Source organism: Microvirga sp. BSC39, assembly GCF_000739015.1.
Taxonomy (GTDB): Bacteria; Pseudomonadota; Alphaproteobacteria; order Rhizobiales; family Beijerinckiaceae; genus Microvirga.
In genome coordinates this window covers 63650-88677 of record NZ_JPUG01000052.1, presented here as the reverse complement: position 1 = coordinate 88677, position 25028 = coordinate 63650, and the positions used below count along the sequence as shown (strand labels likewise).

30 protein-coding genes and 1 tRNA gene are annotated in these 25028 nt (G+C 63.6%); 16 read left to right on the top strand and 15 right to left on the bottom strand.

Annotation, left to right across the window (positions count from 1 at the left end; translation table 11 throughout):
* Positions 1–136 precede the first annotated feature (136 nt).
* The 3 genes from MA07_RS07065 to groES all read right to left on the bottom strand — a co-directional run bounded on the left by MA07_RS07065 (position 137) and on the right by groES (position 3314).
* Positions 137–1231, bottom strand: a complete 1095-nt coding sequence (locus tag MA07_RS07065) for a S66 peptidase family protein (RefSeq protein ID WP_244445176.1) — start codon at positions 1229–1231, stop codon at positions 137–139.
* 85 nt (positions 1232–1316) lie between these two features.
* The gene (gene groL, locus MA07_RS07060) at positions 1317–2942 is read right to left on the bottom strand and encodes a chaperonin GroEL (protein WP_036348503.1); all 1626 of its coding nucleotides are present in this window, start codon (positions 2940–2942) and stop codon (positions 1317–1319) included.
* A 57-nt stretch (positions 2943–2999) separates the two neighbouring features.
* Positions 3000–3314 (bottom strand): co-chaperone GroES, encoded by a 315-nt coding sequence (groES, locus tag MA07_RS07055; protein ID WP_036348500.1) that lies wholly within the window; start codon positions 3312–3314, stop codon positions 3000–3002.
* A 242-nt stretch (positions 3315–3556) separates the two neighbouring features.
* On the opposite strand from groES, the gene MA07_RS07050 reads away from it, so the two are divergent.
* Complete coding sequence (locus tag MA07_RS07050) at positions 3557–3769, top strand: alkylphosphonate utilization protein (protein WP_036348497.1); 213 nt, start codon at positions 3557–3559, stop codon at positions 3767–3769.
* 24 nt (positions 3770–3793) lie between these two features.
* On the opposite strand, the gene MA07_RS07045 is transcribed toward MA07_RS07050, so the two are convergent.
* The 4 genes from MA07_RS07045 to MA07_RS30780 form a co-directional block, all read right to left on the bottom strand.
* A complete protein-coding gene (locus MA07_RS07045) occupies positions 3794–4015 on the bottom strand; it encodes a SlyX family protein (protein ID WP_036348489.1) in 222 nt (73 codons plus the stop codon).
* Entirely contained in the window at positions 4008–4754 is a 747-nt protein-coding gene (locus MA07_RS07040; protein WP_036348488.1) for a rhodanese-related sulfurtransferase, read from the bottom strand. The genes MA07_RS07045 and MA07_RS07040 overlap by 8 nt, the downstream gene beginning before the upstream one ends.
* A 202-nt stretch (positions 4755–4956) precedes the next feature.
* Positions 4957–6420, bottom strand: coding sequence for an amidase (locus MA07_RS07035; RefSeq protein ID WP_081928819.1), 1464 nt, complete (start codon positions 6418–6420; stop codon positions 4957–4959).
* A 365-nt stretch (positions 6421–6785) separates the two neighbouring features.
* Entirely contained in the window at positions 6786–6941 is a 156-nt protein-coding gene (locus MA07_RS30780; protein WP_244445175.1) for a hypothetical protein, read from the bottom strand.
* Between the two features lie 51 nt (positions 6942–6992).
* Between MA07_RS30780 and MA07_RS07030 the strand changes: the two genes are divergently transcribed.
* The 3 genes from MA07_RS07030 to MA07_RS07020 all read left to right on the top strand — a co-directional run bounded on the left by MA07_RS07030 (position 6993) and on the right by MA07_RS07020 (position 8538).
* Entirely contained in the window at positions 6993–7505 is a 513-nt protein-coding gene (locus tag MA07_RS07030) for a Crp/Fnr family transcriptional regulator (protein ID WP_244445174.1), read from the top strand.
* Between the two features lie 153 nt (positions 7506–7658).
* Positions 7659–7943, top strand: coding sequence for a hypothetical protein (locus MA07_RS07025; RefSeq protein WP_152568759.1), 285 nt, complete (start codon positions 7659–7661; stop codon positions 7941–7943).
* A 163-nt stretch (positions 7944–8106) separates the two neighbouring features.
* Complete coding sequence (locus MA07_RS07020) at positions 8107–8538, top strand: hypothetical protein (RefSeq protein ID WP_036348482.1); 432 nt, start codon at positions 8107–8109, stop codon at positions 8536–8538.
* A gap of 55 nt (positions 8539–8593) precedes the next feature.
* Here the strand turns inward: MA07_RS07020 and MA07_RS07015 are convergent, their stop codons facing one another.
* Together MA07_RS07015 and solA are read right to left on the bottom strand one after the other, a co-directional pair.
* Complete coding sequence (locus tag MA07_RS07015; RefSeq protein ID WP_036348480.1) at positions 8594–9712, bottom strand: branched-chain amino acid ABC transporter substrate-binding protein; 1119 nt, start codon at positions 9710–9712, stop codon at positions 8594–8596.
* 31 nt (positions 9713–9743) lie between these two features.
* Positions 9744–10898: an N-methyl-L-tryptophan oxidase gene (gene solA, locus MA07_RS07010; protein ID WP_036348478.1), complete on the bottom strand. Its 1155-nt coding sequence runs from the start codon at positions 10896–10898 to the stop codon at positions 9744–9746.
* A gap of 201 nt (positions 10899–11099) precedes the next feature.
* Between solA and MA07_RS07005 the strand changes: the two genes are divergently transcribed.
* The 4 genes from MA07_RS07005 to MA07_RS06990 all read left to right on the top strand — a co-directional run bounded on the left by MA07_RS07005 (position 11100) and on the right by MA07_RS06990 (position 12706).
* A complete protein-coding gene (locus MA07_RS07005; RefSeq protein WP_036348476.1) occupies positions 11100–11603 on the top strand; it encodes a YidB family protein in 504 nt (167 codons plus the stop codon).
* Between the two features lie 241 nt (positions 11604–11844).
* Complete coding sequence (locus tag MA07_RS07000; protein ID WP_036348474.1) at positions 11845–12078, top strand: hypothetical protein; 234 nt, start codon at positions 11845–11847, stop codon at positions 12076–12078.
* Positions 12079–12241: 163 nt separating this feature from the next.
* Positions 12242–12505, top strand: coding sequence for a hypothetical protein (locus tag MA07_RS06995; protein WP_036348472.1), 264 nt, complete (start codon positions 12242–12244; stop codon positions 12503–12505).
* Between the two features lie 110 nt (positions 12506–12615).
* A tRNA-Ser gene (locus MA07_RS06990) sits at positions 12616–12706 on the top strand.
* Positions 12707–12796: 90 nt separating this feature from the next.
* On the opposite strand, the gene MA07_RS06985 is transcribed toward MA07_RS06990, so the two are convergent.
* Positions 12797–13219, bottom strand: a complete 423-nt coding sequence (locus tag MA07_RS06985) for a hypothetical protein (RefSeq protein WP_036348469.1) — start codon at positions 13217–13219, stop codon at positions 12797–12799.
* 134 nt (positions 13220–13353) lie between these two features.
* Between MA07_RS06985 and MA07_RS06980 the strand changes: the two genes are divergently transcribed.
* Positions 13354–13707, top strand: coding sequence for a RidA family protein (locus MA07_RS06980; protein ID WP_036348468.1), 354 nt, complete (start codon positions 13354–13356; stop codon positions 13705–13707).
* 13 nt (positions 13708–13720) lie between these two features.
* On the opposite strand, the gene MA07_RS06975 is transcribed toward MA07_RS06980, so the two are convergent.
* From MA07_RS06975 to MA07_RS06965, 3 genes are all read right to left on the bottom strand, one after another.
* Entirely contained in the window at positions 13721–14518 is a 798-nt protein-coding gene (locus MA07_RS06975) for a glycosyltransferase family 2 protein (RefSeq protein ID WP_052002908.1), read from the bottom strand.
* Positions 14519–14593: 75 nt separating this feature from the next.
* The gene (gene gstA, locus MA07_RS06970; RefSeq protein ID WP_036348466.1) at positions 14594–15208 is read right to left on the bottom strand and encodes a glutathione transferase GstA; all 615 of its coding nucleotides are present in this window, start codon (positions 15206–15208) and stop codon (positions 14594–14596) included.
* A 117-nt stretch (positions 15209–15325) separates the two neighbouring features.
* Positions 15326–16150, bottom strand: coding sequence for an endonuclease/exonuclease/phosphatase family protein (locus MA07_RS06965; protein WP_036348464.1), 825 nt, complete (start codon positions 16148–16150; stop codon positions 15326–15328).
* Positions 16151–16381: 231 nt separating this feature from the next.
* On the opposite strand from MA07_RS06965, the gene MA07_RS06960 reads away from it, so the two are divergent.
* Complete coding sequence (locus MA07_RS06960) at positions 16382–18910, top strand: heavy metal translocating P-type ATPase (RefSeq protein WP_036348462.1); 2529 nt, start codon at positions 16382–16384, stop codon at positions 18908–18910.
* Complete coding sequence (gene cueR, locus MA07_RS06955; protein ID WP_036348460.1) at positions 18907–19368, top strand: Cu(I)-responsive transcriptional regulator; 462 nt, start codon at positions 18907–18909, stop codon at positions 19366–19368. The genes MA07_RS06960 and cueR overlap by 4 nt, the downstream gene beginning before the upstream one ends.
* A 15-nt stretch (positions 19369–19383) precedes the next feature.
* Here the strand turns inward: cueR and MA07_RS06950 are convergent, their stop codons facing one another.
* The gene (locus MA07_RS06950; RefSeq protein ID WP_036348458.1) at positions 19384–19962 is read right to left on the bottom strand and encodes a protein-tyrosine phosphatase family protein; all 579 of its coding nucleotides are present in this window, start codon (positions 19960–19962) and stop codon (positions 19384–19386) included.
* A gap of 255 nt (positions 19963–20217) precedes the next feature.
* On the opposite strand from MA07_RS06950, the gene MA07_RS06945 reads away from it, so the two are divergent.
* The 5 genes from MA07_RS06945 (at position 20218) to MA07_RS06925 (ending at position 23756) form a co-directional block, all read left to right on the top strand.
* Entirely contained in the window at positions 20218–20949 is a 732-nt protein-coding gene (locus MA07_RS06945; RefSeq protein WP_052002907.1) for a L,D-transpeptidase, read from the top strand.
* Between the two features lie 115 nt (positions 20950–21064).
* Positions 21065–21268: a DUF2892 domain-containing protein gene (locus MA07_RS06940; RefSeq protein WP_036348626.1), complete on the top strand. Its 204-nt coding sequence runs from the start codon at positions 21065–21067 to the stop codon at positions 21266–21268.
* 71 nt (positions 21269–21339) lie between these two features.
* Positions 21340–21765, top strand: coding sequence for a DUF1622 domain-containing protein (locus MA07_RS06935; RefSeq protein WP_052002906.1), 426 nt, complete (start codon positions 21340–21342; stop codon positions 21763–21765).
* A 173-nt stretch (positions 21766–21938) separates the two neighbouring features.
* Positions 21939–22631 (top strand): EAL domain-containing protein, encoded by a 693-nt coding sequence (locus MA07_RS06930; protein WP_081928816.1) that lies wholly within the window; start codon positions 21939–21941, stop codon positions 22629–22631.
* Positions 22632–22892: 261 nt separating this feature from the next.
* A complete protein-coding gene (locus tag MA07_RS06925; RefSeq protein WP_152568758.1) occupies positions 22893–23756 on the top strand; it encodes an alpha/beta hydrolase in 864 nt (287 codons plus the stop codon).
* A 3-nt stretch (positions 23757–23759) separates the two neighbouring features.
* Here MA07_RS06925 and tyrS read toward each other — a convergent pair whose 3' ends face one another.
* Positions 23760–25013, bottom strand: a complete 1254-nt coding sequence (gene tyrS, locus MA07_RS06920) for a tyrosine--tRNA ligase (protein WP_036348451.1) — start codon at positions 25011–25013, stop codon at positions 23760–23762.
* Between the last annotated feature and the right edge of the window lie 15 nt (positions 25014–25028).

Below are 25028 nucleotides of genomic sequence, written 5' to 3'. Positions count from 1 at the left end.
GCTTCACACATTCTCGGTGGTCGGATCGAATTACCACATCCAAGCGGGCCGATGCTCGCAACGAGCTATGAGATCAGCGCAGAAGGATGGAGGCGAGCGTGCACACGAAGCATGAGTTTCAACCTCCCCCGGGGCATCATGCGTCGCGAGGTGAGACGCCAGGTTCGAGGACCGACAGGCGCGAGCGCCTGCAATCGATCTCCGCCACGGCTCCGTAGGGCAGCGTCGCGATTGGGTCCGTGTGGCCGAAATCGAGTTCGCCTAAGACCGGCAGATGCTGGAGGCCAGCTTCATCCAGGGCGCGCAGAACTGCCCTCTCCTGCTCCTGACGGTAAGCCTCGTCCGTCTGCCCGCCGGGTCGCCCGAGAACGATGCCGGACAGGCGGTGCAAGATACCCTGTGCCGCGAAGTTGCGCAGCCAACGCAGAACCTGCACGGCCGCCGGCGCCTCCTCGGAGGTCTCATAGAACAGGATGGCCCCGTCCCAATAATCCAGCGGAGGCCACCAGTCCGAGCCCTTCAGCATCTCCAGCACTTCGGCGCAGCCGCCGATCAGGTGACCCTGGACGGTGCCCGTCCCCTGCAGAGTTCGGGGACCAGTCGAGGGCGTCAGCCTCCGGCGGCGGTTCTGGTTCTCGGGATCCTTCCAGGGCAGGTGCTCGACGGTCCACCCCTGCCTGTTCGGCTCGATTTCGCCGATGGGTGCCGTCTCAAAGACAGCCTTGCGCAGGGCGTTCTCGGCATAGGCATGCATGCCGCCGTTCTCGCCGAAGCCTGACATGATCGTCGGGCCATAGAAAGAGCAGAGACCGGCCTTCAGGCAGCCGAAATGCAGGACCGTCGGATCCGAGTAGCCGAGAAACACTTTGGGATTGCGCGCGATCAAGCCGAGATCGACATGCGGGATCAGGCGGATCGCATCGTCACCACCAATACTCGCGATAACGCCGCGGATCGAAGGATCAGCAAAAGCGGCATTGATATCCTCGGCGCGTGCCTTGGGGTTCCTGTCGAGCCAATCCGCTTCGCTTAGCGCGTGAGGCATCTCAACGGGCACAAGCCCAAACGCATTGGCCAGATAGCGTTTCCCAGCCTCATAGCGATGCGGAAAAACCGCCGGCCCGCCCCAGCTCGTCGAGACAATGGCAACGCGATCGCCCGCCCGAAGGGCCTGCGGTTTGACGGGAGGTCTCTGCCACCAGCGGTCCACCATGACGTTTCCTGCGAACAAGCGCTCCTTTTTCGCAGATCACAGACGTAAAGAAAACGGCGCCGCTTGCGCGACGCCGCTCCATTCATGTTGTGAAGGCTGAGGCTTAGAAGTCCATGCCGCCGGCGGGCATGGCGGGAGCCGGTTCCTTCTTCGGCTTCTCGGCGATCATCGCCTCGGTGGTGATCAGGAGGCCTGCCACCGACGCGGCGTCCTCGAGCGCGACACGCACGACCTTCGCCGGGTCGATGATGCCGAACTTGTAGAGGTCGCCGTACTCGCCGGTCTGGGCGTTCCAGCCGGCCGCGTAGTCACCGGCCTCGGCCACCTTGCCGACGATGACGGAGCCGTCCTCGCCCGCATTGATGGCGATCTGCCGGGCCGGAGCCTGGAGGGCGCGGCGCACGATCTCGACACCGGTCTTCTGGTCGTCGTTGGCGGGCTTCACGCCGTCGAGGGCCTTCAAGGCGCGCAGCAGGGCCACGCCGCCGCCGGGCAGGATGCCCTCTTCCACGGCCGCCTTGGTGGCGTGCATGGCGTCGTCCACGCGGTCCTTCTTCTCCTTGACCTCAATTTCAGTCGCGCCGCCGACGCGGATCACCGCGACGCCGCCGGCCAACTTCGCAAGGCGCTCCTGGAGTTTCTCGCGATCGTAATCCGAGGTGGTCTCCTCGATCTGCGCCTTGATCTGGCCGACGCGGGCCTCGATGTCGCGCTTCTCGCCGGCGCCGTCCACGATGGTGGTGTTCTCCTTCTCGATCACCACCTTCTTGGCGCGGCCGAGCATGTTGAGCGTGACGTTCTCCAGCTTGACGCCGAGATCCTCGGAGACGACCTGGCCCTTCGTGAGAATGGCGATGTCCTCGAGCATGGCCTTGCGGCGATCGCCGAAGCCTGGTGCCTTCACGGCCGCGATCTTGAGGCCACCACGCAGCTTGTTGACGACGAGGGTGGCCAGAGCCTCGCCTTCCACGTCCTCGGCGATGATCAGCAGCGGCTTGCCGGTCTGCACCACGGCCTCAAGCACGGGCAGCATGGCCTGCAGGCCCGACAGCTTCTTCTCATGGATGAGGATGTAGGGATCCTCCAGCTCCACGCGCATCTTTTCGGCATTGGTAATGAAGTACGGCGAGAGATAGCCGCGGTCGAACTGCATGCCCTCGACGACCTCGAGTTCGGTCTCCAAGGACTTCGCCTCCTCGACGGTAATCACGCCCTCGTTGCCGACCTTCTGCATGGCCTCCGCCAGCATGCGGCCGACATCGGAGTCGCCGTTGGCCGAGATGGTGCCGACCTGGGCGATCTCGTCGTTGGACGTGACCTTCTTGGCATTCTTCCTGAGGTCCGCCACCACGGCCTCGACGGCGAGATCGATGCCGCGCTTGAGGTCCATGGGGTTCATGCCGGCTGCCACAGCCTTGGCACCTTCCTTCACGATGGCCTGGGCGAGAACGGTCGCCGTGGTGGTGCCGTCGCCGGCGCGGTCGTTCTGCTTCGACGCGACCTCGCGCACCATCTGGGCGCCCATGTTCTCGAACTTGTCGGAGAGTTCGATTTCCTTCGCGACGGTGACGCCGTCCTTGGTGATGCGCGGAGCGCCGAAGCTCTTCTCGATCACCACGTTGCGGCCCTTGGGACCGAGGGTGACCTTCACCGCATCGGCAAGAATGTCGACGCCGCGCAGCATCTTGTCGCGAGCGTCCAGGGCGAATTTGACTTCCTTAGCAGCCATTGTTCGTCACTCCTGATGAGACGTAACGATGTGTGACTCTGAATTGACGGATTGGCCTTACGCGGCCTTCTTCTGGACGGCGGACTGCTCCAGCACGCCCATGATGTCGCTCTCCTTCATGATCAGGAGATCCTCGCCATCGATCTTGACCTCGGTGCCGGACCACTTGCCGAACAGCACGGTGTCGCCGACCTGAACGTCGAGGGGCACGAGCTGGCCCTGCTCGTTGCGGGCACCCGGACCGACAGCGATCACCTCGCCCTGCTGGGGCTTCTCCTTGGCGGTGTCGGGGATGATGATCCCGCCCGCGGACTTCTGTTCGGCCTCGATGCGGCGGACCACGATCCGGTCATGCAAAGGACGGAACTTCATGAAGCTTCCTCCAATGATATCAGTCTGTTAACTGCCTTTAAGCGGAGCCGTTCGGGCCTCCGCGGTCGATGATTTGGTTGAAAGAGCGTCACCGTTCAAGAGGGGCGTGGAAAAAATTTGGCACTTGTGGGAACCGAGTGCCAAGGATCGTCTCCAGGCTCCGTATGAGCCCTGATAGACAGAGCCGCAACCGAGCGGCTATGCCGTCCTGGCAGGGCACAGGCTGTGCCGAGGAGACCAGAATGGTTGTCAAGGATAGCAACGGGGCGACCCTCAACGAGGGCGACTCCGTGCAGGTCGTCAAAGACCTGAAGGTGAAGGGCTCATCCACGACCCTGAAACGCGGCACCGTGTTCAAGAACATCCACCTGACCGATGACGAGGGCGAGATCGAGTGCCGGTCGGCCCAGATCAAAGGTCTGGTGCTCAAGACCGAGTTCGTGAAGAAGGTCTGACGCGGGCGCCCGTTCGCGTGGGCATCAATAATGCGGCGGAGGGGGCTCGGGCGCGCGAGGCCCGCCGGCGCTGTCCTCGACCACCTCGACGCGGTCCTGCACCTCGGCGAGCTGCCGCCTGAGAGCGTCGATCTTCTTCCATTGGTCGATGACGGCTTGGTTCAGGTCCTCGATCACCTTGTCCTGGTAGGCGACGCGAACCTCCAGGGCTTCGATGCGGGCATCGACGGCATCAGGATCAGCCATCGTTCGACTCTCCTGCTTCCACCAACCCATGGCCGAGGGCGACGCGCTCGTCGAACACGAAGCACTCGCCCTTCCACCGGCTCTCGGCCTCCGGCATGTCCTCCAGGTACTTGAGGATGCCGCCCTTCAGGTGGAAGACCTCTTCGAAACCCTGGTTCAGCATGTAGGAACTGGCCTTCTCGCAACGGATGCCGCCCGTGCAGAACATCGCGACTTTCCTGTGCCTGGCAGGGTCGAGTTCGCTCGCGACGAAATCCTTGAACTCGCTGAAGCGCTTGATCCGGGGATCGACCGCGCCTTCGAAGGTACCCATTTCGACCTCGAAGTCGTTGCGCGTGTCGAGGATCACGATGCCGGGCTCCTCCAGCAGCCGGTTCCACTCGGCGGGCGACACGTATGTGCCGACCCGGCGCAGAGGATCGGTCTGCGGGTCGCCGAGGGTCACGATCTCCTTCTTGAGCCGCACCTTCATGCGCTTGAAGGGCATTTCGGCCGCTGAGGAGAACTTCAGCTCCAGATTGTCGAGGCGGCCACGAAACAACGACCCTGCTCGCAGCTCCACCATCAGAGCATCGATGCCCTCCTCCGTTCCGGCCACGGTGCCGTTGATGCCTTCATGGGCGAGCAGGAGCGTGCCCTTGATCCCGAGATCGAGGCAGAGCGCATGAAGCGGGTCCTTGAGCTCCCGGAAGTCGGGCAGCGGAACGAACTGATAGAGAGCGGCAACCTTGTACGTCATGGGGGCTATTTATCAGGAGCAGTGCGAAGGGAAAACCCGCTTGGACCTGTCCGCAGTGTCGCCGTTGATGGGTGGCCTCATGGATCCCCTTCCCTCGCCTTCGGCTCGCCGGGGATGACAGGAGGTGTCATTCCCGGCCGGAGCGCAGCGGAGGGGAAGGGAATCCACCCGCACCCACTGGCGCTATGGATCCCCTCCCGGGTCAAACCCTAGGCCAGGGCCTCCTGTCCGGGCACATCTCCTCCCAGGCCTGGGAGAGCCGCAGCACGCCCACGTCGTCGAAACGGCGGCCGACGATCTGGAGGCCGATGGGCAAGCCCGCCTTCGTGTAGCCGGCGTTGACGGAGGATGCCGGCTGGTCGGACATGTTGAAGGCGACCGTGTAGCCGATATGCTCGAAGGGCTCTTCCGGGTCGTGGATCGGCGACGCGAGTTCCGCCGGATAGGCCACGCACGGCGCCACCGGGGAGATCACGAAGTCGAAGCTTTGCGTGGCGGCCACTGCCGCGTGGCGCATCACCATCATCTGGTTCATGCCGCTATAGACCTCAGCCCCCGTCAGATTCCTGCCCCCTTCGGCCCATTGGCGGATGTAGGGCAGGATCCTGGCCCGCTCCTCCTCGCTCAGGGGAGCCATGTCGGTCCAGGCCCGCTGGCGCCAGAAATCGTCGAGGCCGTCGAGCATCTCTCGGGTGATGAAGGCCGGCACCTCCTCAATGACGGCGCCGGCATCGGAAAGGAGTCGTGCGGCCCGCTCAACGGTGGCGCGGATTTCCGGATCGAGGGGCATGCCGATGCCGGCTTCCATCATGACCCCGATCCTCAGGCCTTTGATATCGATATTCAGATCGAGCCAAGGCAGATCCTGATACGGCAGGCTCATGGGATCGCGCCCGTCCGGACGGGTGAGGCTCGTCATCATGAGGGCGGCGTCCCGCACGGTTCGGGTCATGGGCCCTGCCACCCGGCCGTAATAGGTAGGGTCGATGGGAATGCGGCCGAAGCTGGGTTTGAGGCCGAACACGCCGCACCAGGCGGCCGGCAGGCGGATCGAACCGCCGATATCGGTGCCGATGTGGAACGGCCCATAGCCCGCAGCAGCCGCAGCGCCCGCACCCGCCGAGCTGCCACCGGGATTCTTGGAGAGATCCCAAGGGTTGCGGGTGAGCGGATGGAAGCTGGAGAGACCGGAGGAGAGCATGCCGTAATCCGGCATGGTGGTCTTGGCCAGGATGACGACACCGTCCTCTCGCAGCCGCGCTGCCGAGGGCGCGTCGTCAGCGGCAGGAACGAGCGGGCGCGCAGCGGTGCCGAGCGGCACGGGCGTGCCTTTGGTGGCGATGTTCTCCTTGATCGTCGCCGGTATGCCGTCGAGCGCCCTCGCCTCGCCGTGCATCCAGCGCTGCTCCGACTCCTTTGCAGAGTTCAAGGCAGCCTCGGGATCGAAGGCGTAGAGAGCCTGAAGCTGCGGCTCGCAAGCCTCGATGCGGGCGATGACGGCCTTTGCCACATCGACAGGCGATGCTGTCTTGCGCGCATAGGCTTCGAGGAGTTGGAGGGCCGACCAGTCGGCGAGGTCCGCGGATGAGTCCCGAGAGATGTGATGTGCCGACGATTGCGTACTCAATGCAGAATTCTCCCGCTCGCGGATTCGACCGGCAGCCATGCTGAAGCGATCCTTGCGGCCGGTAAACCGGTTTTACCGCATCTCGACGCATGGCCCCATGAACCAGGTGCAGGGGCACGCACGGCAGGGACCAATGCGAACCGCCCCTTCGCACTCTTAAGGGGTATTCCCTTCGCCCTGAGGGCACAAAGCTCGGCCGCTTCTGCTTGTCTCCGGAGGAGTGGTCAGAGCCATCGTCAAGGTAACGTTTTCGAGAGGTGACAAGATAATAGGCCCATTTGCCTGTTCATAGGCGCGAGAAGCAATAACTCATCCAGCAGTTGTGTTATTATAATCCTGCAGAGATGCCTGTCGTCCCCCGGAAGTCAGGCCAACCCCGGCGACACCTTGCCATGAAGAATGGTTCAAAGGCTGCCATTCACCGAAGAAACCGGCTCCTTGCCGCTTTGGAGCCAGAAGATTTTTCTTGGCTTGAGCCTCACCTGGAAATCGTAGATCTGCCGCGCGGCAAGGTTCTCTTTGAAATGGGGGAGCCCATCAGGCACACCTACTTTCCACATGACGCAATCGTCTCACTCCTGACGGTCCTTCGAAGCGGCGGGTCCGTCGAGATGGCCGTCTTCGGCCGGGAAGGCGCCCTTGGGTTTGTCAGTGCGCTCGTCACCCGCCAATCGTTTGGCCGCTACATCACCCAGGTCCCAGGGACAGCGTCACGCGTTGCGCTGGAATGGCTGAACGAGGGCGTGGCAATGCGGCCGAAACTGCGGCACGCCATGTTCCGCTTCACCGAGGCATTCCTGGCCCAGACGCTGCAGACCGTTGCCTGCAATGCCGTTCACAGTGTCGAAGCCCGATGCTGCCGCTCCATTCTGACAACCCGTGATCGCACTGATCGGGATGAAGTCCCTCTGACCCACGAAATGCTGGCCGAGATGCTGGGCGTTCAGCGCTCCACAGTCAGCAGCGTCACGAGCATTCTTCAGAAAGCCGGCCTTATCGTTCAGGGAAGAGGCACGATCAGAGTCACCAACCGGGAAGGCCTGGAGGCGACAGCCTGCGAGTGCTACCGCGCCATATGCGACAGCTTCAACAGGCTCCTGCCGGGCGCGCTCAGATGCGATTGAAGAGATCAGACGGCCCAGTCATGTGCGGGAGGACACATAAGTTTCCGCATGAAATCGATTTCTTCGAATCTTGTGTCGGGTTCCCAACAGACGAGGTAACTCTGACTTAGTACCTTCAGACTCTATTGACGCAAAGTTAATACGAGGAAGACGATGGATGATACTAAGTTTCAGGAAGATGAACCCAATAACGGGGCACATCATCCGAGAATTTACTCTCCCGCGTTTCAACCCTTGCTGCAGTCTCTCCTAGCGACCCTGGCCGATCTCGATTTCAACTACGAGAAGGAGCGCGAGAAGCTCAGCAACACCTCACCTGACACCACCATCCGGATCCGTGCCCTCGAGAAGCTCAAAAACCGACATCGCGAACGCCGCGAGCCTTATATTCAACAACTCACCATCCTGCAGAAGCGCATGATGGAATTGAGAGCCTGATCCGATCACGCCAACGCGACTCCGTTCGGTGAATCTGACGCCAGGCACCGGACTTGAATAACAAAAGAATTCTCCTGGGGGCTAACGCACTCGATGAACAGGTCACACGGGTGCGGTCACAAGACCTGAGCACATCACACATGCTCACGCGGGATTGTAGCCAATGACAGAGGAAGAGATTGAGGTCGTTGCGGAAGAACTGGCCAAGATCGGTGGCGTGACTTGGTATCCGGGGCGGGAGAGAGGAACCCTGATGAGAGTGGTCTGCGATCGCTATCGCGACCGCGCCAGGGTGGCCATCGAAGCCCTGGAACGCCACCGGGCTGCCCGGCAGGCGAACCTGTCACAGGACAACGAAAAGCCTGCGGCCCTCTCGACGATCAGCGCCCCGGTTTCCCTCGCCAATGATGACATCCGACCGGGAGCGACCGTGATCTACCGTCCCCCGGGAGACCGCAGGGCCTATCCCTGCCGCGTGGTCGAGATCAAGGGCAACCGCGCCTATCTCGCGCCTATCCTCCGGGCCTGCACGGAGTGGGTCTCCATCGAACACCTCATGCCGTCCGCGACGGATGAGGCGGTGGCGCACGACTGAACGACAAAGGGCGGCTCCGGAAAGAGCCGCCCTCGCCGGTCGAACAGGCAAATCCCTATTGGGCCAGCTTGCTGTAGGCTCCGCCCTTCCAGACATTGATGTCGTATTTCGGGTCCTTGATGTCGCCCTTCTGGTCGAAGGTCACGGGACCGATCACCGTGTCGACGGTGGTGCTGCGCAGGGTCTTGGCCACGGCCTTCGGATCCGCACTGCCGGCCCTCTTGATTCCCTCGGCAATCGTCTGAACGGTCGCGTAGGAAAACAGGGTGAAGCCCTCGGGCTCGAAGCCGATCTGCTTGAACTGCGCCAGCGCTTCCTTGGCCGTCTCGCTGCCGCGGGCATCGGGCGGGAAGGTGAACAGGGTACCCTCAGCCGCGGGCCCCGCCACGGAGGCGAATTCCGGCGTCGCGAGGCTGTCGCCCATCATGAGCTGGAACTTGTAGTTCTGGTCGGCGGCCTGGCGCATGATGAGGCCGGCTTCGGTGTGGTAGCCTCCGAAATACAGGAACTCGACGCCCTGGCTCTTGAGGCGGTTGACAACCGCCGTGTAGTCCTTCTCGCCGGCATTGAGGCCCTCATACAGAACCTCCTTGACGCCGGCGCCGTTCAGCGAGGCCCTCACCACATCCGCGAGCCCTTTGCCGTACGCGCTCTTGTCGTGAAGGATCGCGATCTTCTTCGCGCCGAAGTTCTGCTTGATCCACGGCCCGATGAAACGACCCTGTGCGTCGTCACGCCCGTAGAGACGCATGATCGTCGTCCAACCCTGCTCCGCCGCCTTGTCGGTCATGGCGGGGTTGCTGGAGGCCGGGCTCATCATCAGCACGTCGGCCTCGGCATAAACCTCGGAGCCCGGAATCGAAGAGCCGGAGCAGGCATGACCGTCGACGAACTTGACCCCGTCGGAGACGATGCGGTTGGCAATCGCCACGGCTTGCTTGGGATCGCAGGCATCGTCATGCACGACGATCTTGATCGTGTTGCCGTTCACGCCGCCATTCTTGTTGATGGCCTGCGCGGCCAATTCGGCGCCGTTCTTGAGCTGCTCGCCGATGCTGGCCACCGGTCCCGTCATCGGGCCTGCCACCGCGATGGTGATCTCGGCGGCGCTCGCGAATCCGGTGCTGACCAGCAAGGCCAGGGCAGACAGCTGATAGGCGTATTCTCTCTTCATGGGCGTGCCTCCGTGTTCGATTGTTTTGTTTCTATGCGTTGGCGGCTTGATGCAATTGTGCCCCGAGCCGGCGGATCTGAAAACGAGAGATGTCGCTTGTCGACGCCTTCCCCAGAGCAAGATCGGCCAGCACCTCGCCGATGACGCTGGCGAACTTGAAGCCGTGCCCGGAACACGGCGACGCGAGGACGATCCGCGGGTCGACCGGCGAGAGATCGATCACGAAGTCCTCGTCCGGCGTGCGGGTGTACATGCAGGCCCGCATCTGCCGGAGGGGTCCGTTCGCATCCGGCATGGCCAGCTCCAGCATCCGCCGGATCTGCGCCTCGTCGGCAGGGCCGCCATCCTGCGCCAAGTCCTCTGCCGTCGGCAGGACCGCCCCCTCCCGGTGAGAGGCTGTCTTGACGCCGGTGCCGGCGAAATCCGGAAAGCCGTAGCAGGCGTCGTTCTCGGATTCGAGCAGGAAGACCGGACAGCGATCCGGCGTGAAGTGCGAGGGCTCGAGCGGCGAGAACCAGCCAAGCACCTGACGGGTGATCTTGAGATGGGGCTTCAGCGCGGGCGCGAAGTCGCCGATCCACGCGCCGGTCGCGACGATGACCGATCCGGCTTCGATCACCTCCGTGTCCGTCCGCACCCGGATCCCCGCCCCGAAGGGCTCGATGGCCACAACACGCGTGTTCACGCGCGTCTCCGCCCCATGACGCTCCGCCTGTTGCAGGAACGACCGGATGGCCAGCTCCGGCCGCAGGAATCCGCCCTCGGGCTGGAACAGGCCGGTCCAGTGGGGCGGAACCTTGAAGCCTCGAAAACGCCGGGTGATATCGGCTGCGCTCAGCACATCGTGGGTCAGGCCGTGCTGCCGGGAGGCGTCGAGGGAGCCGCTCACGATGGGCGACCCCGGATAGCCCGCTTCGAGAACGCCCGTCACGGTCAGGATCGTCTCGCCGGAGAGTTCCTCCAGTTCGCGCCACTTCTCCAGGGCCCGGCGCACGAGAGGCACGTACGAAGGATGCTCGAAATAGGACAGGCGGATGATTCTGCTCTCGCCGTGCGACGATCCCCTGTCATGGCCCGGCTCGAACTGCTCGATGCCGATAGCCCGTTGCCCTATGCGGGCCAGATTGAACAGAGCGGCGCTGCCCATCGCCCCAAGCCCGATCACCGCCACATCGTACGTCGTCATCGTATTCCCTTCACGGCCCCTCGCGCAGGATTGCCGGCATCACGCACCCGCATTCGGCTGGCCAGCGTAAAGCCTTCTGCTTCCCTGCCAAACGGTATTCGCTCCATTGCCCAGCATAAACCGGGGAGAAAAGGCCGCCCGAGGAAGGGAACCCTTTCGATGCGGGTACGATTCCCTGTCCGTTCAACACGGAGGAATAACATGAGCCGCGGCTTTCCATCCATGACAGCACTTCTGGGCCTTCTGGCCGTTGCCGGATTTCAGAACCGGGACAAACTCGCCGAGATGCTCGGTGGCACCTCAGGCAACCGGACCGGTTTGCCCGGGGGAGCCGGCCAGCAGCCGGGCGGAATGGGCGGCCTTGGCGGGCTTCTGGGCGGTGGTGGCCTGGGCGGGCTTCTGGGCGGCCTGGGAGGAAATGCGAGCCCCGGGGGCCTGGTGAGTGGCGGCCTGGGTGAATTGATCAACAGCTTCCGCCAGAACGGCCATGGAGACACGGTCGATTCATGGGTGGGCACCGGACCCAACAAGGACGTGGCACCGGACCAGCTGGAGCGCGCGATCGACCCCGACGTGCTCGCGACGCTGACTCAGCAGACCGGTCTTTCCCGTGAGGAGCTTCTGTCCCGTCTGTCGAGGGAACTCCCTCGGGCGGTGGATCAGTACACGCCCAACGGGCGCGTTCCGAACGAACAGGAATTCTGATCGAACTGCGGCACAGGTTTCGCTGTGTGCAGGCCATGTGCCCCGGACCAGATCCGGAGCGCATGGCCCCCGATAGCCCCGCCAGCAGCGGACGGATTATCCTTCTTGAGCTGTGGCCGCTTGGGACTCGCGAAACTCTATCCTTTTGTCCCTGCCGCTACCCCCATCGTTTCCTCCCGGGCGACGCACAATCGGATAGGCTTTCCCAGCTTCGTCATTCGGCGAAGTGAGGGAGAAGCTGATGCATACGGATCGGTTTGTCGTCTTCAAGTTCCAAGGCGAGTGGCTGGTCACCTACGCGGACCGAAAGCAGACGGCGTTCGCAACGCGGCAGGACGCGGAGCGCTCCGCGTTCGATGCCGCCGACAGTCTCGCTTCCAGCGGTCATGCCGTTTCGGTCCTCATCATCCCGGACGAAGCGGAAGCGGCCACCCCGCTCCCAGACAAGAACGAACAAAGGGCGAGTTTGAACTGACCCGAAGCATCCCTGCCCCGTCACGGCATCAACCCTGGGGATAAAGGAAGATTAAGGTCCAGGCCTTCTGACCCACGCCAGCCTGCCGCAAGCCTGGGCATTCAGTTGCCACAATTGAATGCCCAATAGCCAAGATTGTCCCGATCGTTCACTGGAGAGGATTGTGATTGCAGCCTACGATCTCGACGAGATGGTCGATCTCCTTGCGCTCAATCGCCCCTTTGAGGGTCCTGTCGGCCAGACCATGGCCCGCAAGATCGCGACCCTGCCTCTTCGGGAAGCGGTTGCGCTGGTTGTGGAGGGATGGGCTGACGACAAGTTCAGGCAGCTGAGTGCCGTCATCGTGAGACATTCAGGACCTGCCATCCGGGGCTTTGAAGAGATCAGGGATCTTCATGCCATGGTAGAGGCTGCTTCGGCCTCCTGACGGCCATGCCGCAACCATTGCGGCTGGAGAATTTGGACCTTGACGAAAGGACCCTGTTCGCGTCTATTGCGCCACCTGCGAAGCGGGATCCCGATCCTGCCTTTTCGCCTGGAGACGTGGCCGAGCGGCTGAAGGCACTCGTTTGCTAAATGAGCATACCCCAAAAGGGTATCGAGGGTTCGAATCCCTCCGTCTCCGCCATTCCCTTCGTCAGTTCTCGACTTTCCCTCCAAGCGCGAATCCGAGCCACGCCTGAAGGCGCTGTTCCGGGAACCGCCCGGCCGGGGGAGTTTAGCCCTTCACGCTCACGACGCCCGTCGCCACACCCGGACAAGCGAGAACGAATTCCGAATGCAGGCGGGTGTGCTCGATTCCGCTCACGACCGTGCAGCCCTTCAGATGCGGCATCATGGCGATGTACTCGACTGCAGCTTCCTCATGCCTGACGCCCGTATACGCCCGCACCGGCACGATCCCGCGGCGCTGCTCGCAGAGGGTTTGGACGGCCTCGGACACCCCATAGGCAGCCACCAGAATCGTTGGCTCTCCGGGTCTCTGGAAGACCTGATATCCGCCACCGCATCTCGTCTCGACTTTGGCAGCAGGTGTCGCCACGTAGTACGAGAGCGACCCGGGAGCCGTCCCGCGGGCGCAGCCTGCGACGGATACGGCCAGGGCCGCAGCGAGAACCAGGGGCAGGGTCCGGGTGAGCATCGGTTCCTCGGAGTGAGAGCAGGTCCAGCCCTCCTAGCAGCAATTGTCGAGCTTGTCTTGGGCCTCGGCTCCCCGAAGGTGATGACCTGTGCTAACCCGGCGGGGGATACGCAACGTACGAGCGGGGTAAGATTATGACGGACATTCGGCGCGTCGGCGTCGCTGCGCGGTACAGCGATCTCGTGATCCTCGGCGACACGGCTTACTTCTCGGGCTATGTTCCCGAGACGACGCTCGACGGGTCCGTTGCGGAGCAGACCCGGGACATTCTCGGGCAGATCGAGCAGTCGCTCGCCGAGGTCGGCAGCGACAGGTCAAAGCTGCTGCAGGTGACCATCTGGCTCGCCGATATCGCGTTCTACGACGAGATGAATGCCGTGTGGGATACCTGGATCGTTCCAGGACAGGCCCCCGCCCGGGTCTGTGTCCAATCCCGGCTGGCGGATCCCGATTACAAGCTTGAGATTCAGATCACCGCAGCCCTTTGAAGGCGCAGCGGCCTCAGGCCCGCTCAGTCCTGGAATTGGCTTTGGCCAGTGCGTTCATGCGCTTGCGCTCGTAATGCTTCGCCAGGCGCAGGTGACGCCAGGTGGCGTAGTTCATGGCGATCAGGAAGCCGTAGGTGCCGCGCAGAACATGCAGCCGCCCGAAATAGGCCTTCACGAAGGCGGCCGGGAACTCGAAATAAACCCGCCAGGTCGGGATCGAGATGCCCCTCTTCTCGAGGTCGACGGCCTGCTGATCGGTATAGCTGTTGAGCTTGGCCAGCTGATCCCCGAAGGAGCGCACGGACCGGTGGTGCACGAGGCCCTTCAGCTTGCCGGTCTTCGTGCCTGGGTTCAGGTCGACCCGGTCGTGCACGAGCGAGGAGGAATACCGGCCGGCGTCCCGGCGGTAGAGCCGGACCGGCGCGACGCGATAGGCCAAAGGATGCGGAGCCGCCTCTCCCGGGAAGGTCTCCACAATGCGGATCCCGTAGGCCTGACAGGGTGGCTCCCCATGGGCGAACAGGGCGCGGATTTCGGCCAGGAGCTCCGGTGACACCTCTTCGTCCGCATCCAGGTTCAGGAGCCACTCGTGCCGGCACTGATCCTCGGCGAAGCGCTTTTGAAGGCCATAGCCTGGCCAGGGATTGTAGATGACGCGGGCGCCGAGTTCCTCAGCCACCGCTTGCGTTCCATCGGTCGAGCCCGAATCGACGACCACCAAATCGTCCGTCAGCCCACGGATGGCGCGGATGGTCGCGCCGATCCGATCTGCTTCATTCTTGGCGATGATGAAGACGGAAACAGGAAGCATGGCGGGTGCCTAGCTGCCCTGGTGGTTTGTGGCAAGAGCCTTGAATCGTTAAGCAATAGGCGACAGATCGATTGTTCAGGCCTGTGCTATCAATCCCTCAGCTTCCAGGGCGTGCTTCACCATCGGACGGGTGGACACCCGTGTCATATAGGCGGTCACGGCCGGATGGGCCGAGAGGTCGATCCGATGAAAGCGGCTCCAGCTGAGCACGGTGAAACAATAGGCGTCGGCGACGGTGAAATGCTCGCCCGCCAGGTAGGAGCGCTCCCGCAGGCACTGATCGAGATAGGCAAAGCGGCGCTGGAGGTGGCTCACGGCCAGTTGCCTGGCTTTCGGCGGCATCGGGGCGGTCCAGAGCGGATCGAAGCCCTTGTGAAGCTCCGCGCCCGTGAAGTCGAGCCACTCCTTGACCCGGTAGCGATCCAGGGATCCGAGCTTCGGCAGGAGGCGGGCGCCGGGTGCCTGATCGGCCAGATATTCGAGGATCACCGGCACCTCAGCCAGGATGTCGCCGCTATGAAGGGCGAGCGCCGGAACGTAGCCCTTCGGATTGATCCTGATGTAGTCCCGCCCGGAAGCCGTCGTCTGGGTCTTCAGGTCGACCTTGTCGTACTCGATCTGCAGGCGGGCTTCGCAAGCGATGATCCTCGGCGCGAGGGAGCAGGCCCCAGGGGTGTAGTACAGCTTCATCGTGACCCTTCTTCCCGTGCCCCCGCGGGAATTTAAAATTATAACGTAACACGATGGCTACTTCCTACGTCATACGATGGCGCTTTCAAGGCGCCTTAGACCAATTGATACAATATTTCACAAGCTAGTTGTAGGTTCCCCTAGAAGCTCTCCTTCACGGGCCCGACCTGCGGCCTCGGGGTGGTTCCGGACGCGAAGCTGGGCCAGCAGGGGAAAGTGGTCCGACGCAACGCGAGCCAAGGGCGTCCTCACAGGCCCGGCATCGATCACCTCGATCGACCTGGTGACGAACACGTGATCGAGGCGCAGCACCGGCGCGCGGGTATGGAAGGTCGGCTGCGGCTCGCCGAAGGAATTCGAGAACTGGGCGTCCTGCAGCCTGTCGGCGATCAGCCGATAGGAGCGAGATAGGGGCGGCGCGTTGAAATCCCCCAGCAGCACCGCCGGCTCGGCGCAGTCGGGATGGCCGATCCAATCCGGCCCGACGAGAGCCGCGGCCTGCGTCCGTCTCTCCCCGGAACGGAGGGAAAGATGGGCGTTGACGACCTGGATCGTCCGCCCGCCGATCTCCACGGCCACCCAGAGCGCGCTGCGCTTCTCGAAGGAGGGCCGTGTGGATTGTGTCGGAAGCCGCCCTGACTTCACCACCCGCGAGGAATGGCGCGTCAGAACCGCGATGCCGTACTGCTCGCCCAGGATGCGGATCGTGGGCTGGAAATGCAGGTCCATGCCGAGCCTCGAGGCCACCACCGCAGCCTGATCGATCTCCCCTGCCCGCACCCGCCCGACGCGGACCTCCTGCAGGGCCACGATGTCCGGCTCGCAGGATGCGATGACCTCCGCAATCCGGGTCGGGGAAATCTGCCGGTCCGTGCCGAGCCAGCGGTGGACGTTGTAGGTGAGGATCCGAAGGGTCTGCCCCGGGTTTTCGGTGTGCTTCAAAGGTTCGGTCCGGCTCAATCGTTCGTTACAGGTAAAGGCACCGCCCTGCTCGGCACAAGCCGAGAGGCCCATTTCCGCGGCGTATGTGGCAAACGTGTCGGATCAATGACTCTGCTTCAAGCCCGGTTCCAGAGACCGGGAGGCTTAGAGGGCCGGCTTCCCAAGGCGCTTGACCTTCCCATCATTGGAAGGACTAAACCTGCTCCCCATATCAGGATCAGGAGATTCCTCATGACCGCCGGCAAGCCAGCCCCCACCGACGCAATCGACATTCCCATCCAGGGCATGACCTGCGCCTCCTGCGTGAATCGGGTCGAGAAGGCGATCCGGTCGGTCGAGGGCGTGAGCGCCGCCAATGTCAATCTTGCGACCGAGCGGGCCCATGTGGAATTCGGCCCGGCTGGGGCCGATCGCGCCGCCGTCGCCGAGGCGATCCGTACGGCAGGCTATGAGCCCGACGACAGCACCGTCGAGCTGAAGATCGATGGCATGACCTGCGCCTCCTGCGTGGGCCGCGTCGAGAAGGCGCTCAAGCGTGTTCCCGGCGTGCTGGAGGCCAGCGTCAACCTTGCCACCGAGCGCGCCTCCATCCGCTACCTCGGCGGAGCGGACATGGTGGGCCGTTTGATCGGCGCCGTCGAACACACCGGCTACGAGGCCGAGGCGCTGCGGCAGGACAGTGATCACACAGACCGGGAGCGGATTGCTCGGGAGGAGGAGATCTCCGGCCTCCAGCGCTCTCTCGCCGTTGCAGCCATCCTCACCCTGCCCGTCTTCGCCCTCGAAATGGGCTCACACTTCATCCCGTCCATCCATGACTGGGTGATGGGGACGCTCGGGCATCGCACGAGCTGGTATCTGCAATTCGCGCTCACCACCCTTGTGCTGTTCGGGCCGGGGCTGCGCTTCTTCCGTAAGGGCGTGCCGGCTCTCCTGCGCTGGTCGCCGGACATGAACTCCCTCGTGGTACTCGGCACCAGCGCGGCCTATGCCTATTCGGTGGTGGCGACCTTCCTGCCGGGCCTCCTGCCCGCCGGCATGGCCAACGTCTATTACGAGGCCGCTGCCGTCATCGTGAGCCTGATCCTGCTGGGACGCTACTTGGAGGCCAAGGCGAAGGGGCGCACCTCCGAGGCGATCAAGCACCTCATGGGCCTGCAGGCCAAGACCGCCCGCGTGATGCGCGACGGCCAGGCCCTTGAGATCCCGCTCGATCAGGTGCTCGCCGGCGATGTCGTTCAGGTTCGTCCGGGTGAGAAGATCCCGGTCGATGGCGAGGTCGTGGAAGGCTCCTCCTTCGTGGACGAGTCGATGATCACCGGCGAGCCGGTACCGGTGCAGAAGGCTCAAGGCGCCGAGGTCGTCGGCGGCACCATCAACAAGACCGGCAGCTTCACCTTCCAGGCCACCCGCATCGGTTCTGAGACGGTGCTGGCGCAGATCATCCGCATGGTGGAGCAGGCGCAAGGATCCAAGCTGCCGATCCAGGCGCTGGTCAACCGGGTGACGGCCTGGTTCGTGCCGGCCGTGATGGCGGCCGCTGCCCTCACGTTCCTGGTCTGGCTCGTTTTCGGTCCGGAACCGGCGCTCACATTCGCGCTGGTCAATGCGGTGGCCGTGCTGATCATCGCCTGCCCGTGCGCCATGGGACTGGCCACCCCCACGTCGATCATGGTCGGCACCGGCCGGGCGGCGGAACTCGGCGTGCTGTTCCGCCAGGGCGAGGCGCTGCAGAGCCTGAAGGAGGTCGGCGTCGTCGCCCTCGACAAGACCGGCACCCTGACTCAAGGGCGCCCGGAGCTGACCGATTTCGCGACCGCTCCGAGCGTCTCCGAGGCGGAGGCGCTGAGGCTCGTCGCCGCCGTGGAAGCCCGCTCCGAGCACCCGATCGCCCAGGCCATCGTGGCCGCTGCCGAGAAGCGCGGTCTCGCTCTGCCCTCCACCGACAGCTTCGAGGCCGTGCCCGGCTTCGGCGTCTCGGCCATGGTCGAGGGCCGGAAAGTCGATGTGGGCGCGGATCGCTTCATGACGAAGCTCGGGCTCTCCATCACGGACTTTGCCGACACGGCCGCCCGCCTCGGAACCGAGGGCAAGAGCCCGCTCTATGCCGCCATCGACGGCAGGCTTGCGGCCATCATTGCAGTCGCCGACCCGATCAAGCCGTCGACCCCCGAGGCCATCGCGGCTCTCCATGCTCTCGGGCTGAAGGTAGCCATGATCACCGGCGACAACCGCAGGACGGCCGAAGCCATCGCCCGGCGGATCGGCATCGACGAGGTGGTGGCCGAAGTGCTCCCCGAGGGCAAGGTCGAAGTGGTGAAGCGGCTGCGCGCAACCCACGGCAAGGTTGCCTTCGTGGGCGACGGCATCAACGACGCGCCGGCGCTGGCCGAGGCCGATATCGGCCTCGCCATCGGCACCGGCACGGACATCGCCATCGAGAGCGCCGACGTGGTGCTCATGTCGGGCGACGTGCGCGGCGTGGTGAATGCCATTGCGCTGTCGAAGGCGACGATCCGCAACATCGGCCAGAACCTGTTCTGGGCCTTCGCCTACAACGTGCTGCTGATCCCGGTGGCCGCGGGCGCGCTGTATCCGGTCAACGGCATCCTGCTCTCGCCGATCTTCGCGGCGGGCGCCATGGCGCTCTCCAGCGTCTTCGTTCTCGGCAATGCCCTGAGGCTGCGCGGCTTCAAGGCTCCCGTTCCCTCCGTGCAGGGCACCGCCCCTGCCGCTCAGACCGTCGAAGGTGTCGCATGAATATCGGACAGGCCGCCCAAGCCTCCGGCGTCTCCGCCAAGATGATCCGCTACTACGAATCCATCGGGCTGATCCCGAAGACCGTCAGGACGGAAGCCGGATACCGGGTCTATTCGGATCATGACGTGCATACCCTGCGCTTCATCCGCCGGTCGCGGGATCTCGGCTTTTCCGTCGAGCAGATCGCCGATCTCGTGTCGCTCTGGCAGGATCGCGAGCGGGCGAGCAAGGACGTGAAGGCCATCGCGCTGGAACATGTGAGCGTGCTCGAGCGCAAGATCCGCGAATTGCAGGAGATGGCCTCGACCCTGAAGCATCTCGCCACGAACTGTCATGGCGACACGCGTCCGCATTGCCCGATCCTGGAGGAGCTGGCCAACGACGAGATCGGAGAAGGTCACGTCAAGCCGGATGCAAAGTTCGGCGTCCTGGGCAAGGCCCCGGCACGACAGGCCTGATGCGGATGGCGGCCATCAGACCGCCATCTCCACCTCGCGGCCACGTCCGAGATCGCGCATGAGCTGCTCATAGCGGGGCATCCGGCGGATCTGACGTCCGTAATGCCGGCGCAGGCTGTCCACGAGCCGCCCGTTGCGGGACAGAAGCCCGTCGGCAAACTCGATCATGAGCGAATTCGGCCATGCCTGAGGACGGATCTCGACCAATCGTTCGAAGAGCCTGTCGTCGCTCTCCTCCGGATGCGTCTGGGCCATGAGCGTCAGCATCGCGGCCGTCGAGCGCGACACGCCCATGTGGCAGTGAACGAGCAGATGTCCCTCGGCCCCTTCGCCACGATCCTGAGCGACCTCGTCGCCGAAGCGCAGCACCGCCTCCACATGCTCAGGCGCAGGCAGAATCATGCCCTCGATGGGGTTGATGATGTCATGGAAGCGCAGGATCGTTCTGTGGTGAGGATCATAGGCTCCAAAAGCCTCGGGGTCCGGATGGTCCGGGTCGAGAATCGACAGCACATGGCTCACGGACCGCTCGCGCTGCTCAGGCAGTTCCGAGATGCCGCAGATCGTGAGCATCTGGATGGAAGGGGGTTGCATCAAAGCACTCGCTTGAAAGCTGGATCGGAGCAGAGACCTTATCGGACCTTGTCGGGAGGTTAACTCATGTCTCTCGTATTGGATCATCCTGTTCAAAAGACTGTGTCTTGCAAACCACAGGCGCACTCTGCCACATTCCGGCCACCGAAGATTCACCTTCTCGTCACTCCTGGAACTATGTCTCTTGAGGAGTACCGCCACCCACCAGGGCCGGCGGATGATGCCAATAACCAGAAACTGCAGGTTGCCCCACTGATGTTTGCTGCACTGGCCCCGAGCCGATCCTTGTTGCGCAGAGCCGTTCGCGCCCTTGTCCTGCTTCTTCCCGTCGCCCTGGCGGCTTGCGTCTCCACCCAGCCGCCCCCGCAACAGGCCGTGCGACGCATCGATCCCGCCTATGCGGCGATGTATGGGCCCCGCCCCGACGAAGCTCATCCGCTTCCGGCCACCGATATTTCCGAGGTCGATCCCCGCTTTCTGCGCCGTGAGGTTGCCTATTACGGCCGCGAGGAGCCCGGCACCATCGTGGTCGATACGCAGTCCCGCTATCTCTACCTGGTGCGCGAGGGCGGCCGCGCGATCCGCTATGGCATCGGCGTCGGCAAGGAGGGCCTCGCGTGGAGCGGCCGCGCCCGCATCGGCCGCAAGGCACAATGGCCGCGCTGGACGCCCACCGCGTCGATGATCAAGCGCGAGCCGGAACGCAACGCCCGCTGGGCCGGCGGCATGGAGGGCGGCCTGAGCAACCCGCTCGGCGCGCGCGCTCTCTACCTCTACGACGACGGTCGCGATACCATGTATCGCATCCATGGCACCACCGAGCCGTGGTCCATCGGCCAGTCCGTGTCGAGCGGCTGCATTCGCCTCTTCAACCAGGACATCATCGACCTCTACAACCGCGTGCCCGTGGGCTCGCCCGTGGTCGTGATGCAGGGACAGCGCCTCTTCGACGTCGAGGACGAGATGCGGGTGTCGTCGGCGTTCTGACGGCGCCTGCACCAATAGATCGGGAGAAAAGGGCTGGCCGCCGGCTAGCCCTTTTTCTTAAGTGACCTTCGACGCCTAAGGTGTAGGATCCCCCGTCTCTGCTGGAGGCATGGTCATGACTGTGGAACGCGCAATCCTTCTGACCGTGGGCGGGCTCATCATCCTCAGCGTGCTGCTCGCCGTTTATGTGAATTTGAACTGGCTCTGGCTCACCGGCATCCTCGGTGCCCATCTGGTGCAGGCCTCGTTTACGGGTCTGTGCCCGGTGGTCATGATGTTCAAGCGCATGGGGCTGCCGAGCAAGCCAGGCTTCACCTGAGACCTGAGCCCCTGGAGGCTTCCGCGGGCTGTCCTATGACTCTGTGCAGGACATAAGGCACAGGAGCCCCCATGGACAAATGGTTTCCCTCAGCGCTGAAGCTGATGACGCACGCCATCGAGGTCAGCGGGATTGCTGTCATCGTCCTCGGCCTTCTCGGCGCCAGCATCGCCGTTCTCTGGCAGGTCCTGCGGGGCCGCTCGGGATCCGAAGCCTTCACACTGTACCGCTCAAATCTGGGCCGGGCCATCCTGCTCGGGCTCGAATTTCTGGTGGCGGCCGACATCATCAACACGGTCGCCATAGAGCCGTCGCTCCAGAGCCTCCTGATCCTCGGCGGCATCGTGCTGATCCGAACGTTCCTGAGCTTCTCCCTCGAAGTCGAGATCGAGGGGCGCTGGCCTTGGGACAGGCACAAAGCCGAGGATGAGCGTTCCTCGAGCCCTGCGGCTCAACAAGGGAAGGAAGACCTTCAGATGGCCGCGACGCGGCGATGATCCGTCACGGGATATCGCAGCCCTCTTTGTGATGACGTTAGGGCAATCGCAAGAAATATTGCCCATGATGGTCCGTGCAATTCTTTAGTAACCGCACGGAAGCGCCTGTGAGAGATACGACGCCGGGATGTCAGGGATGCCGAAATGGCGAGCCGCTTCCATTCGACTTCACCATGGCCTTCCACCCGATCGTCGATCTCACGCGAGGGGTCGTCTGGGGCTACGAGGCGCTCGTGCGCGGCACCAAGGGCGAGTCCGCCGGAGCCATCCTGAGCCAGGTCGATGAAGTGCGGCAGTACAAGTTCGACCAGGCCTGCCGGGTGAAGGCCATCGAACTGGCAGGACGCCTCTTTCCGGCAGCGGAAGACACGAAGCTCTCCATCAACTTCATGCCGAACGCCGTCTATGAGCCGGCCGCCTGCATCAGGACATCCCTCGAAACCGCACGCCGCGTCGGCTTCGACATGAAGCGCATCATGTTCGAGTTCACCGAGAACGAGCGCATGGCGGATACGAAGCACGTCGCCAGGATCATCGCGGAATACAGGCGCCTCGGCTTCATCACGGCCATCGACGATTTCGGCGCCGGTCACGCCGGCCTGAACCTTCTCGCCAACTTCCAGACCGACCTCATCAAGATCGACATGGAGCTGATCCGCGGGATCACGGATTCCGCGGCCCGTCAGGCCATCATCGCCGGCATCCTGGTGATCGCCCGCTCGCTCGACATCACGATCATCGCCGAAGGCATCGAAACGGAGGCGGAGCTTGCGACCTTGAGAAGCGCCGGCATCAACCTGTTCCAGGGGTTCCTGTTCGCCCGTCCTGCCGTTGAGGCCCTGCCGGCGGTTTCGTTCAAAGTTTGACCCAATCGCGCAGCAGCCCAGTTGACGTATGGGCGAGCCGGGATTAGGGACACTGTCCCGGCCGCCAGCCGTCGCCACTCTTCCAGTGTCCGCCGGCTCCATTCCTGCCCTCCCATGCCGCTTCGGCCCTATGGCTGATGCAGCCTGTCGCTCGAGTTGGTGGCGACCATCCTGCGGGCAGACGGTTTCCCATTTCAGCAGCTGTCCTGGTGCGATCCGAAAAGGTCCGTCGCGGCTGCTTCCGACATTCGCAGTTCCATCATGAAGGACTCCCAAACAGGTCTATTCCTGAACAAAATTCCCTACGTGAGGGTCGGTTCAGGACCCAAACCCATCGTCGTGCTCAATGGCGGGCAGGCTTTTGTCAGACGGCCGACGCCCGCACGTGCCTTGCGCGATGCCAGGCGCATTGCCCGTCTTCTGCCCCGGAACAGAACGATCTACATCCTGGGATACGACCCCTCCCCTCCGGCAGATCAAAGCATCGACACGATCGTGGGAGACATCTCGCGCATCCTGCTGGACGAAGTCGGCCCTGCCACCGTCATGGGCATATCCTTCGGCGGCTTCGTCGCCACGCGGCTTGCTGCGGAACATCCCAGCCTCGTCAGGGAGATGATCCTCATGGTGAGCGCGCATCGCTTCTCGCCCGAGGGCTGCCGCAGCATCGACCGACAGATCGAATGTGCCTGGCGGGGCGATTTCGAGGGCTTTCTCGACGAGTTCGGCCTGGTGTTTCGCCGCCCGTGGCTGAACTGGCTCCTTCGCCTGCGCTTTCGCCAGGAGCGCCATCGCCTGCATGAGACCATGAACGAGCCTGCCATCATCGTGCGCGGGCTCCATGCCATTGCGGGCGAGGATTTCGGCCGAGATTCCACATGGCTCGCCCGCATCCAGGCTCCCACGCTCATCGTCGGGGGCACGAGGGATCCGTTCTTCGACGTGGAAGCCATGGAGGAGACCGCACGCCTGATCCCCCGCTCCCAACTGAAGCTGTTCGAGCGCGAAACCCATATGCTCCCGATTGAGCGGACGCGGGCGGTGGCCAAGACGGTGAAAGCGTTTCTCACCTCGCATCCGGGCATCGGGAACGGTGGCCCTGAACAGGCCACCGTTCCCCCGTAAGTATCAATTGCCCACCTGCACGAGGACGTGCCGCTTCTTGCCGGCGGTGAGCTTCAAGGCTCCCTCGGTGAGATCGGCTGCCGTGACGGGAGAATCCGCGTCCTCCACGAGTGCTCCATTGAGCCTCGCCCCGTTGTTGAGCACGAGACGGCGAGCCTCGCTCTTGGAGGCCGACAGGCCCGCGCGGACGAGAAGCTGCGCGACGGTCACGCCGGAATCGAGTTCGCCGCGGGTGAGGCCGATGCTCGGAAGTCCGGCGGCATGCTCCCCCTCCTCGAAGGTCCTGCGCGCCGTTTCCGCAGCATCCCGCGCGGCCTGCTCGCCATGGGCAAGCCGCGTCGCCTCGGTGGCCAGGATCTGCTTCGCCTCGTTGATCTCGGCACCTTTCAGCTGGCCGAGTCTCTGCACCTCGCTGAGGGGCAATTCGGTGAAGAGGCGCAGGAAGCGAGCCACGTCGTCATCCTCCGTATTGCGCCAGAACTGCCAGAACTCGTAAGGACTCAGGCGCTCGGCATTGAGCCACATCGCGCCGCTTGCCGTCTTGCCCATTTTCGACCCGGTCGAGGTGGTGATCAGCGGCGTCGTCAGGCCGAACAGCTGGCGCTGGTCGATGCGACGGGCGAGCTCGATGCCGTTGACGATGTTGCCCCACTGGTCCGAACCGCCCATCTGCAGCACGCAGGCATGGTGGCGTGACAACTCGAGAAAGTCGAAGGCTTGGAGCACCATGTAGTTGAACTCGAGCAGCGTGAGCGGCTGCTCACGCTCCAACCGCTGGCGCACGCTGTCGAAGCTCAGCATCCGGTTGATCGTGAAATGCGTGCCGAAGTCGCGCAGGAAAGGCAGGTAGCGCAGCGGATCGAGCCAGTCGGCATTGTCCACCATCACGGCGTCCGTCGGCCCATCGCCGAACGCGAGGTAGCGGGAGAAGACCTGCTTCAGGCCCGTGGCGTTCCGGGCGATCTGCTCGGCATCGAGCAGAGGCCGGCTCGCATCGCGAAAACTCGGGTCGCCGATCTGCGAGGTGCCGCCGCCGATGAGCACCACCGGCTTATGACCACACTTCTGCAGCCAGCGCAGGGTCATGATCTGCACGAGGCTTCCCACGTGAAGGCTGTCGGCCGTGGCGTCGAAGCCGATATAGGCCGCAACCGCCCCGGCCGAGAGACGCTCGTCGAGGGCCGTCAGATCGGTGCATTGATGGATGAAGCCACGCTCGGTGAGCGTCTTCAGGAATTCGGATTTCGGGGTGTTCATGTCTGTCTCCTGGGA

What these genes read in the sequence shown, in the direction of transcription:
- groL (WP_036348503.1), bottom strand. Translation starts at nt 2,942, where the DNA reads ATGGCTGCTAAGGAAGTCAAATTCGCCCTGGACGCTCGCGACAAGATG.
- groES (WP_036348500.1), bottom strand. Translation starts at nt 3,314, where the DNA reads ATGAAGTTCCGTCCTTTGCATGACCGGATCGTGGTCCGCCGCATCGAG.
- MA07_RS07050 (WP_036348497.1), top strand. Translation starts at nt 3,557, where the DNA reads ATGGTTGTCAAGGATAGCAACGGGGCGACCCTCAACGAGGGCGACTCC.
- MA07_RS07045 (WP_036348489.1), bottom strand. Translation starts at nt 4,015, where the DNA reads ATGGCTGATCCTGATGCCGTCGATGCCCGCATCGAAGCCCTGGAGGTT.
- MA07_RS07040 (WP_036348488.1), bottom strand. Translation starts at nt 4,754, where the DNA reads ATGACGTACAAGGTTGCCGCTCTCTATCAGTTCGTTCCGCTGCCCGAC.
- MA07_RS07035 (WP_081928819.1), bottom strand. Translation starts at nt 6,420, where the DNA reads ATGGCTGCCGGTCGAATCCGCGAGCGGGAGAATTCTGCATTGAGTACG.
- MA07_RS30780 (WP_244445175.1), bottom strand. Translation starts at nt 6,941, where the DNA reads ATGTGGAAAGTAGGTGTGCCTGATGGGCTCCCCCATTTCAAAGAGAAC.
- MA07_RS07030 (WP_244445174.1), top strand. Translation starts at nt 6,993, where the DNA reads ATGGCCGTCTTCGGCCGGGAAGGCGCCCTTGGGTTTGTCAGTGCGCTC.
- MA07_RS07025 (WP_152568759.1), top strand. Translation starts at nt 7,659, where the DNA reads ATGGATGATACTAAGTTTCAGGAAGATGAACCCAATAACGGGGCACAT.
- MA07_RS07020 (WP_036348482.1), top strand. Translation starts at nt 8,107, where the DNA reads ATGACAGAGGAAGAGATTGAGGTCGTTGCGGAAGAACTGGCCAAGATC.
- MA07_RS07015 (WP_036348480.1), bottom strand. Translation starts at nt 9,712, where the DNA reads ATGAAGAGAGAATACGCCTATCAGCTGTCTGCCCTGGCCTTGCTGGTC.
- solA (WP_036348478.1), bottom strand. Translation starts at nt 10,898, where the DNA reads ATGACGACGTACGATGTGGCGGTGATCGGGCTTGGGGCGATGGGCAGC.
- MA07_RS07005 (WP_036348476.1), top strand. Translation starts at nt 11,100, where the DNA reads ATGAGCCGCGGCTTTCCATCCATGACAGCACTTCTGGGCCTTCTGGCC.
- MA07_RS07000 (WP_036348474.1), top strand. Translation starts at nt 11,845, where the DNA reads ATGCATACGGATCGGTTTGTCGTCTTCAAGTTCCAAGGCGAGTGGCTG.
- MA07_RS06985 (WP_036348469.1), bottom strand. Translation starts at nt 13,219, where the DNA reads ATGCTCACCCGGACCCTGCCCCTGGTTCTCGCTGCGGCCCTGGCCGTA.
- MA07_RS06980 (WP_036348468.1), top strand. Translation starts at nt 13,354, where the DNA reads ATGACGGACATTCGGCGCGTCGGCGTCGCTGCGCGGTACAGCGATCTC.
- MA07_RS06975 (WP_052002908.1), bottom strand. Translation starts at nt 14,518, where the DNA reads ATGCTTCCTGTTTCCGTCTTCATCATCGCCAAGAATGAAGCAGATCGG.
- gstA (WP_036348466.1), bottom strand. Translation starts at nt 15,208, where the DNA reads ATGAAGCTGTACTACACCCCTGGGGCCTGCTCCCTCGCGCCGAGGATC.
- MA07_RS06960 (WP_036348462.1), top strand. Translation starts at nt 16,382, where the DNA reads ATGACCGCCGGCAAGCCAGCCCCCACCGACGCAATCGACATTCCCATC.
- cueR (WP_036348460.1), top strand. Translation starts at nt 18,907, where the DNA reads ATGAATATCGGACAGGCCGCCCAAGCCTCCGGCGTCTCCGCCAAGATG.
- MA07_RS06950 (WP_036348458.1), bottom strand. Translation starts at nt 19,962, where the DNA reads ATGCAACCCCCTTCCATCCAGATGCTCACGATCTGCGGCATCTCGGAA.
- MA07_RS06945 (WP_052002907.1), top strand. Translation starts at nt 20,218, where the DNA reads ATGTTTGCTGCACTGGCCCCGAGCCGATCCTTGTTGCGCAGAGCCGTT.
- MA07_RS06940 (WP_036348626.1), top strand. Translation starts at nt 21,065, where the DNA reads ATGACTGTGGAACGCGCAATCCTTCTGACCGTGGGCGGGCTCATCATC.
- MA07_RS06935 (WP_052002906.1), top strand. Translation starts at nt 21,340, where the DNA reads ATGGACAAATGGTTTCCCTCAGCGCTGAAGCTGATGACGCACGCCATC.
- MA07_RS06930 (WP_081928816.1), top strand. Translation starts at nt 21,939, where the DNA reads ATGGCCTTCCACCCGATCGTCGATCTCACGCGAGGGGTCGTCTGGGGC.
- MA07_RS06925 (WP_152568758.1), top strand. Translation starts at nt 22,893, where the DNA reads ATGAAGGACTCCCAAACAGGTCTATTCCTGAACAAAATTCCCTACGTG.
- tyrS (WP_036348451.1), bottom strand. Translation starts at nt 25,013, where the DNA reads ATGAACACCCCGAAATCCGAATTCCTGAAGACGCTCACCGAGCGTGGC.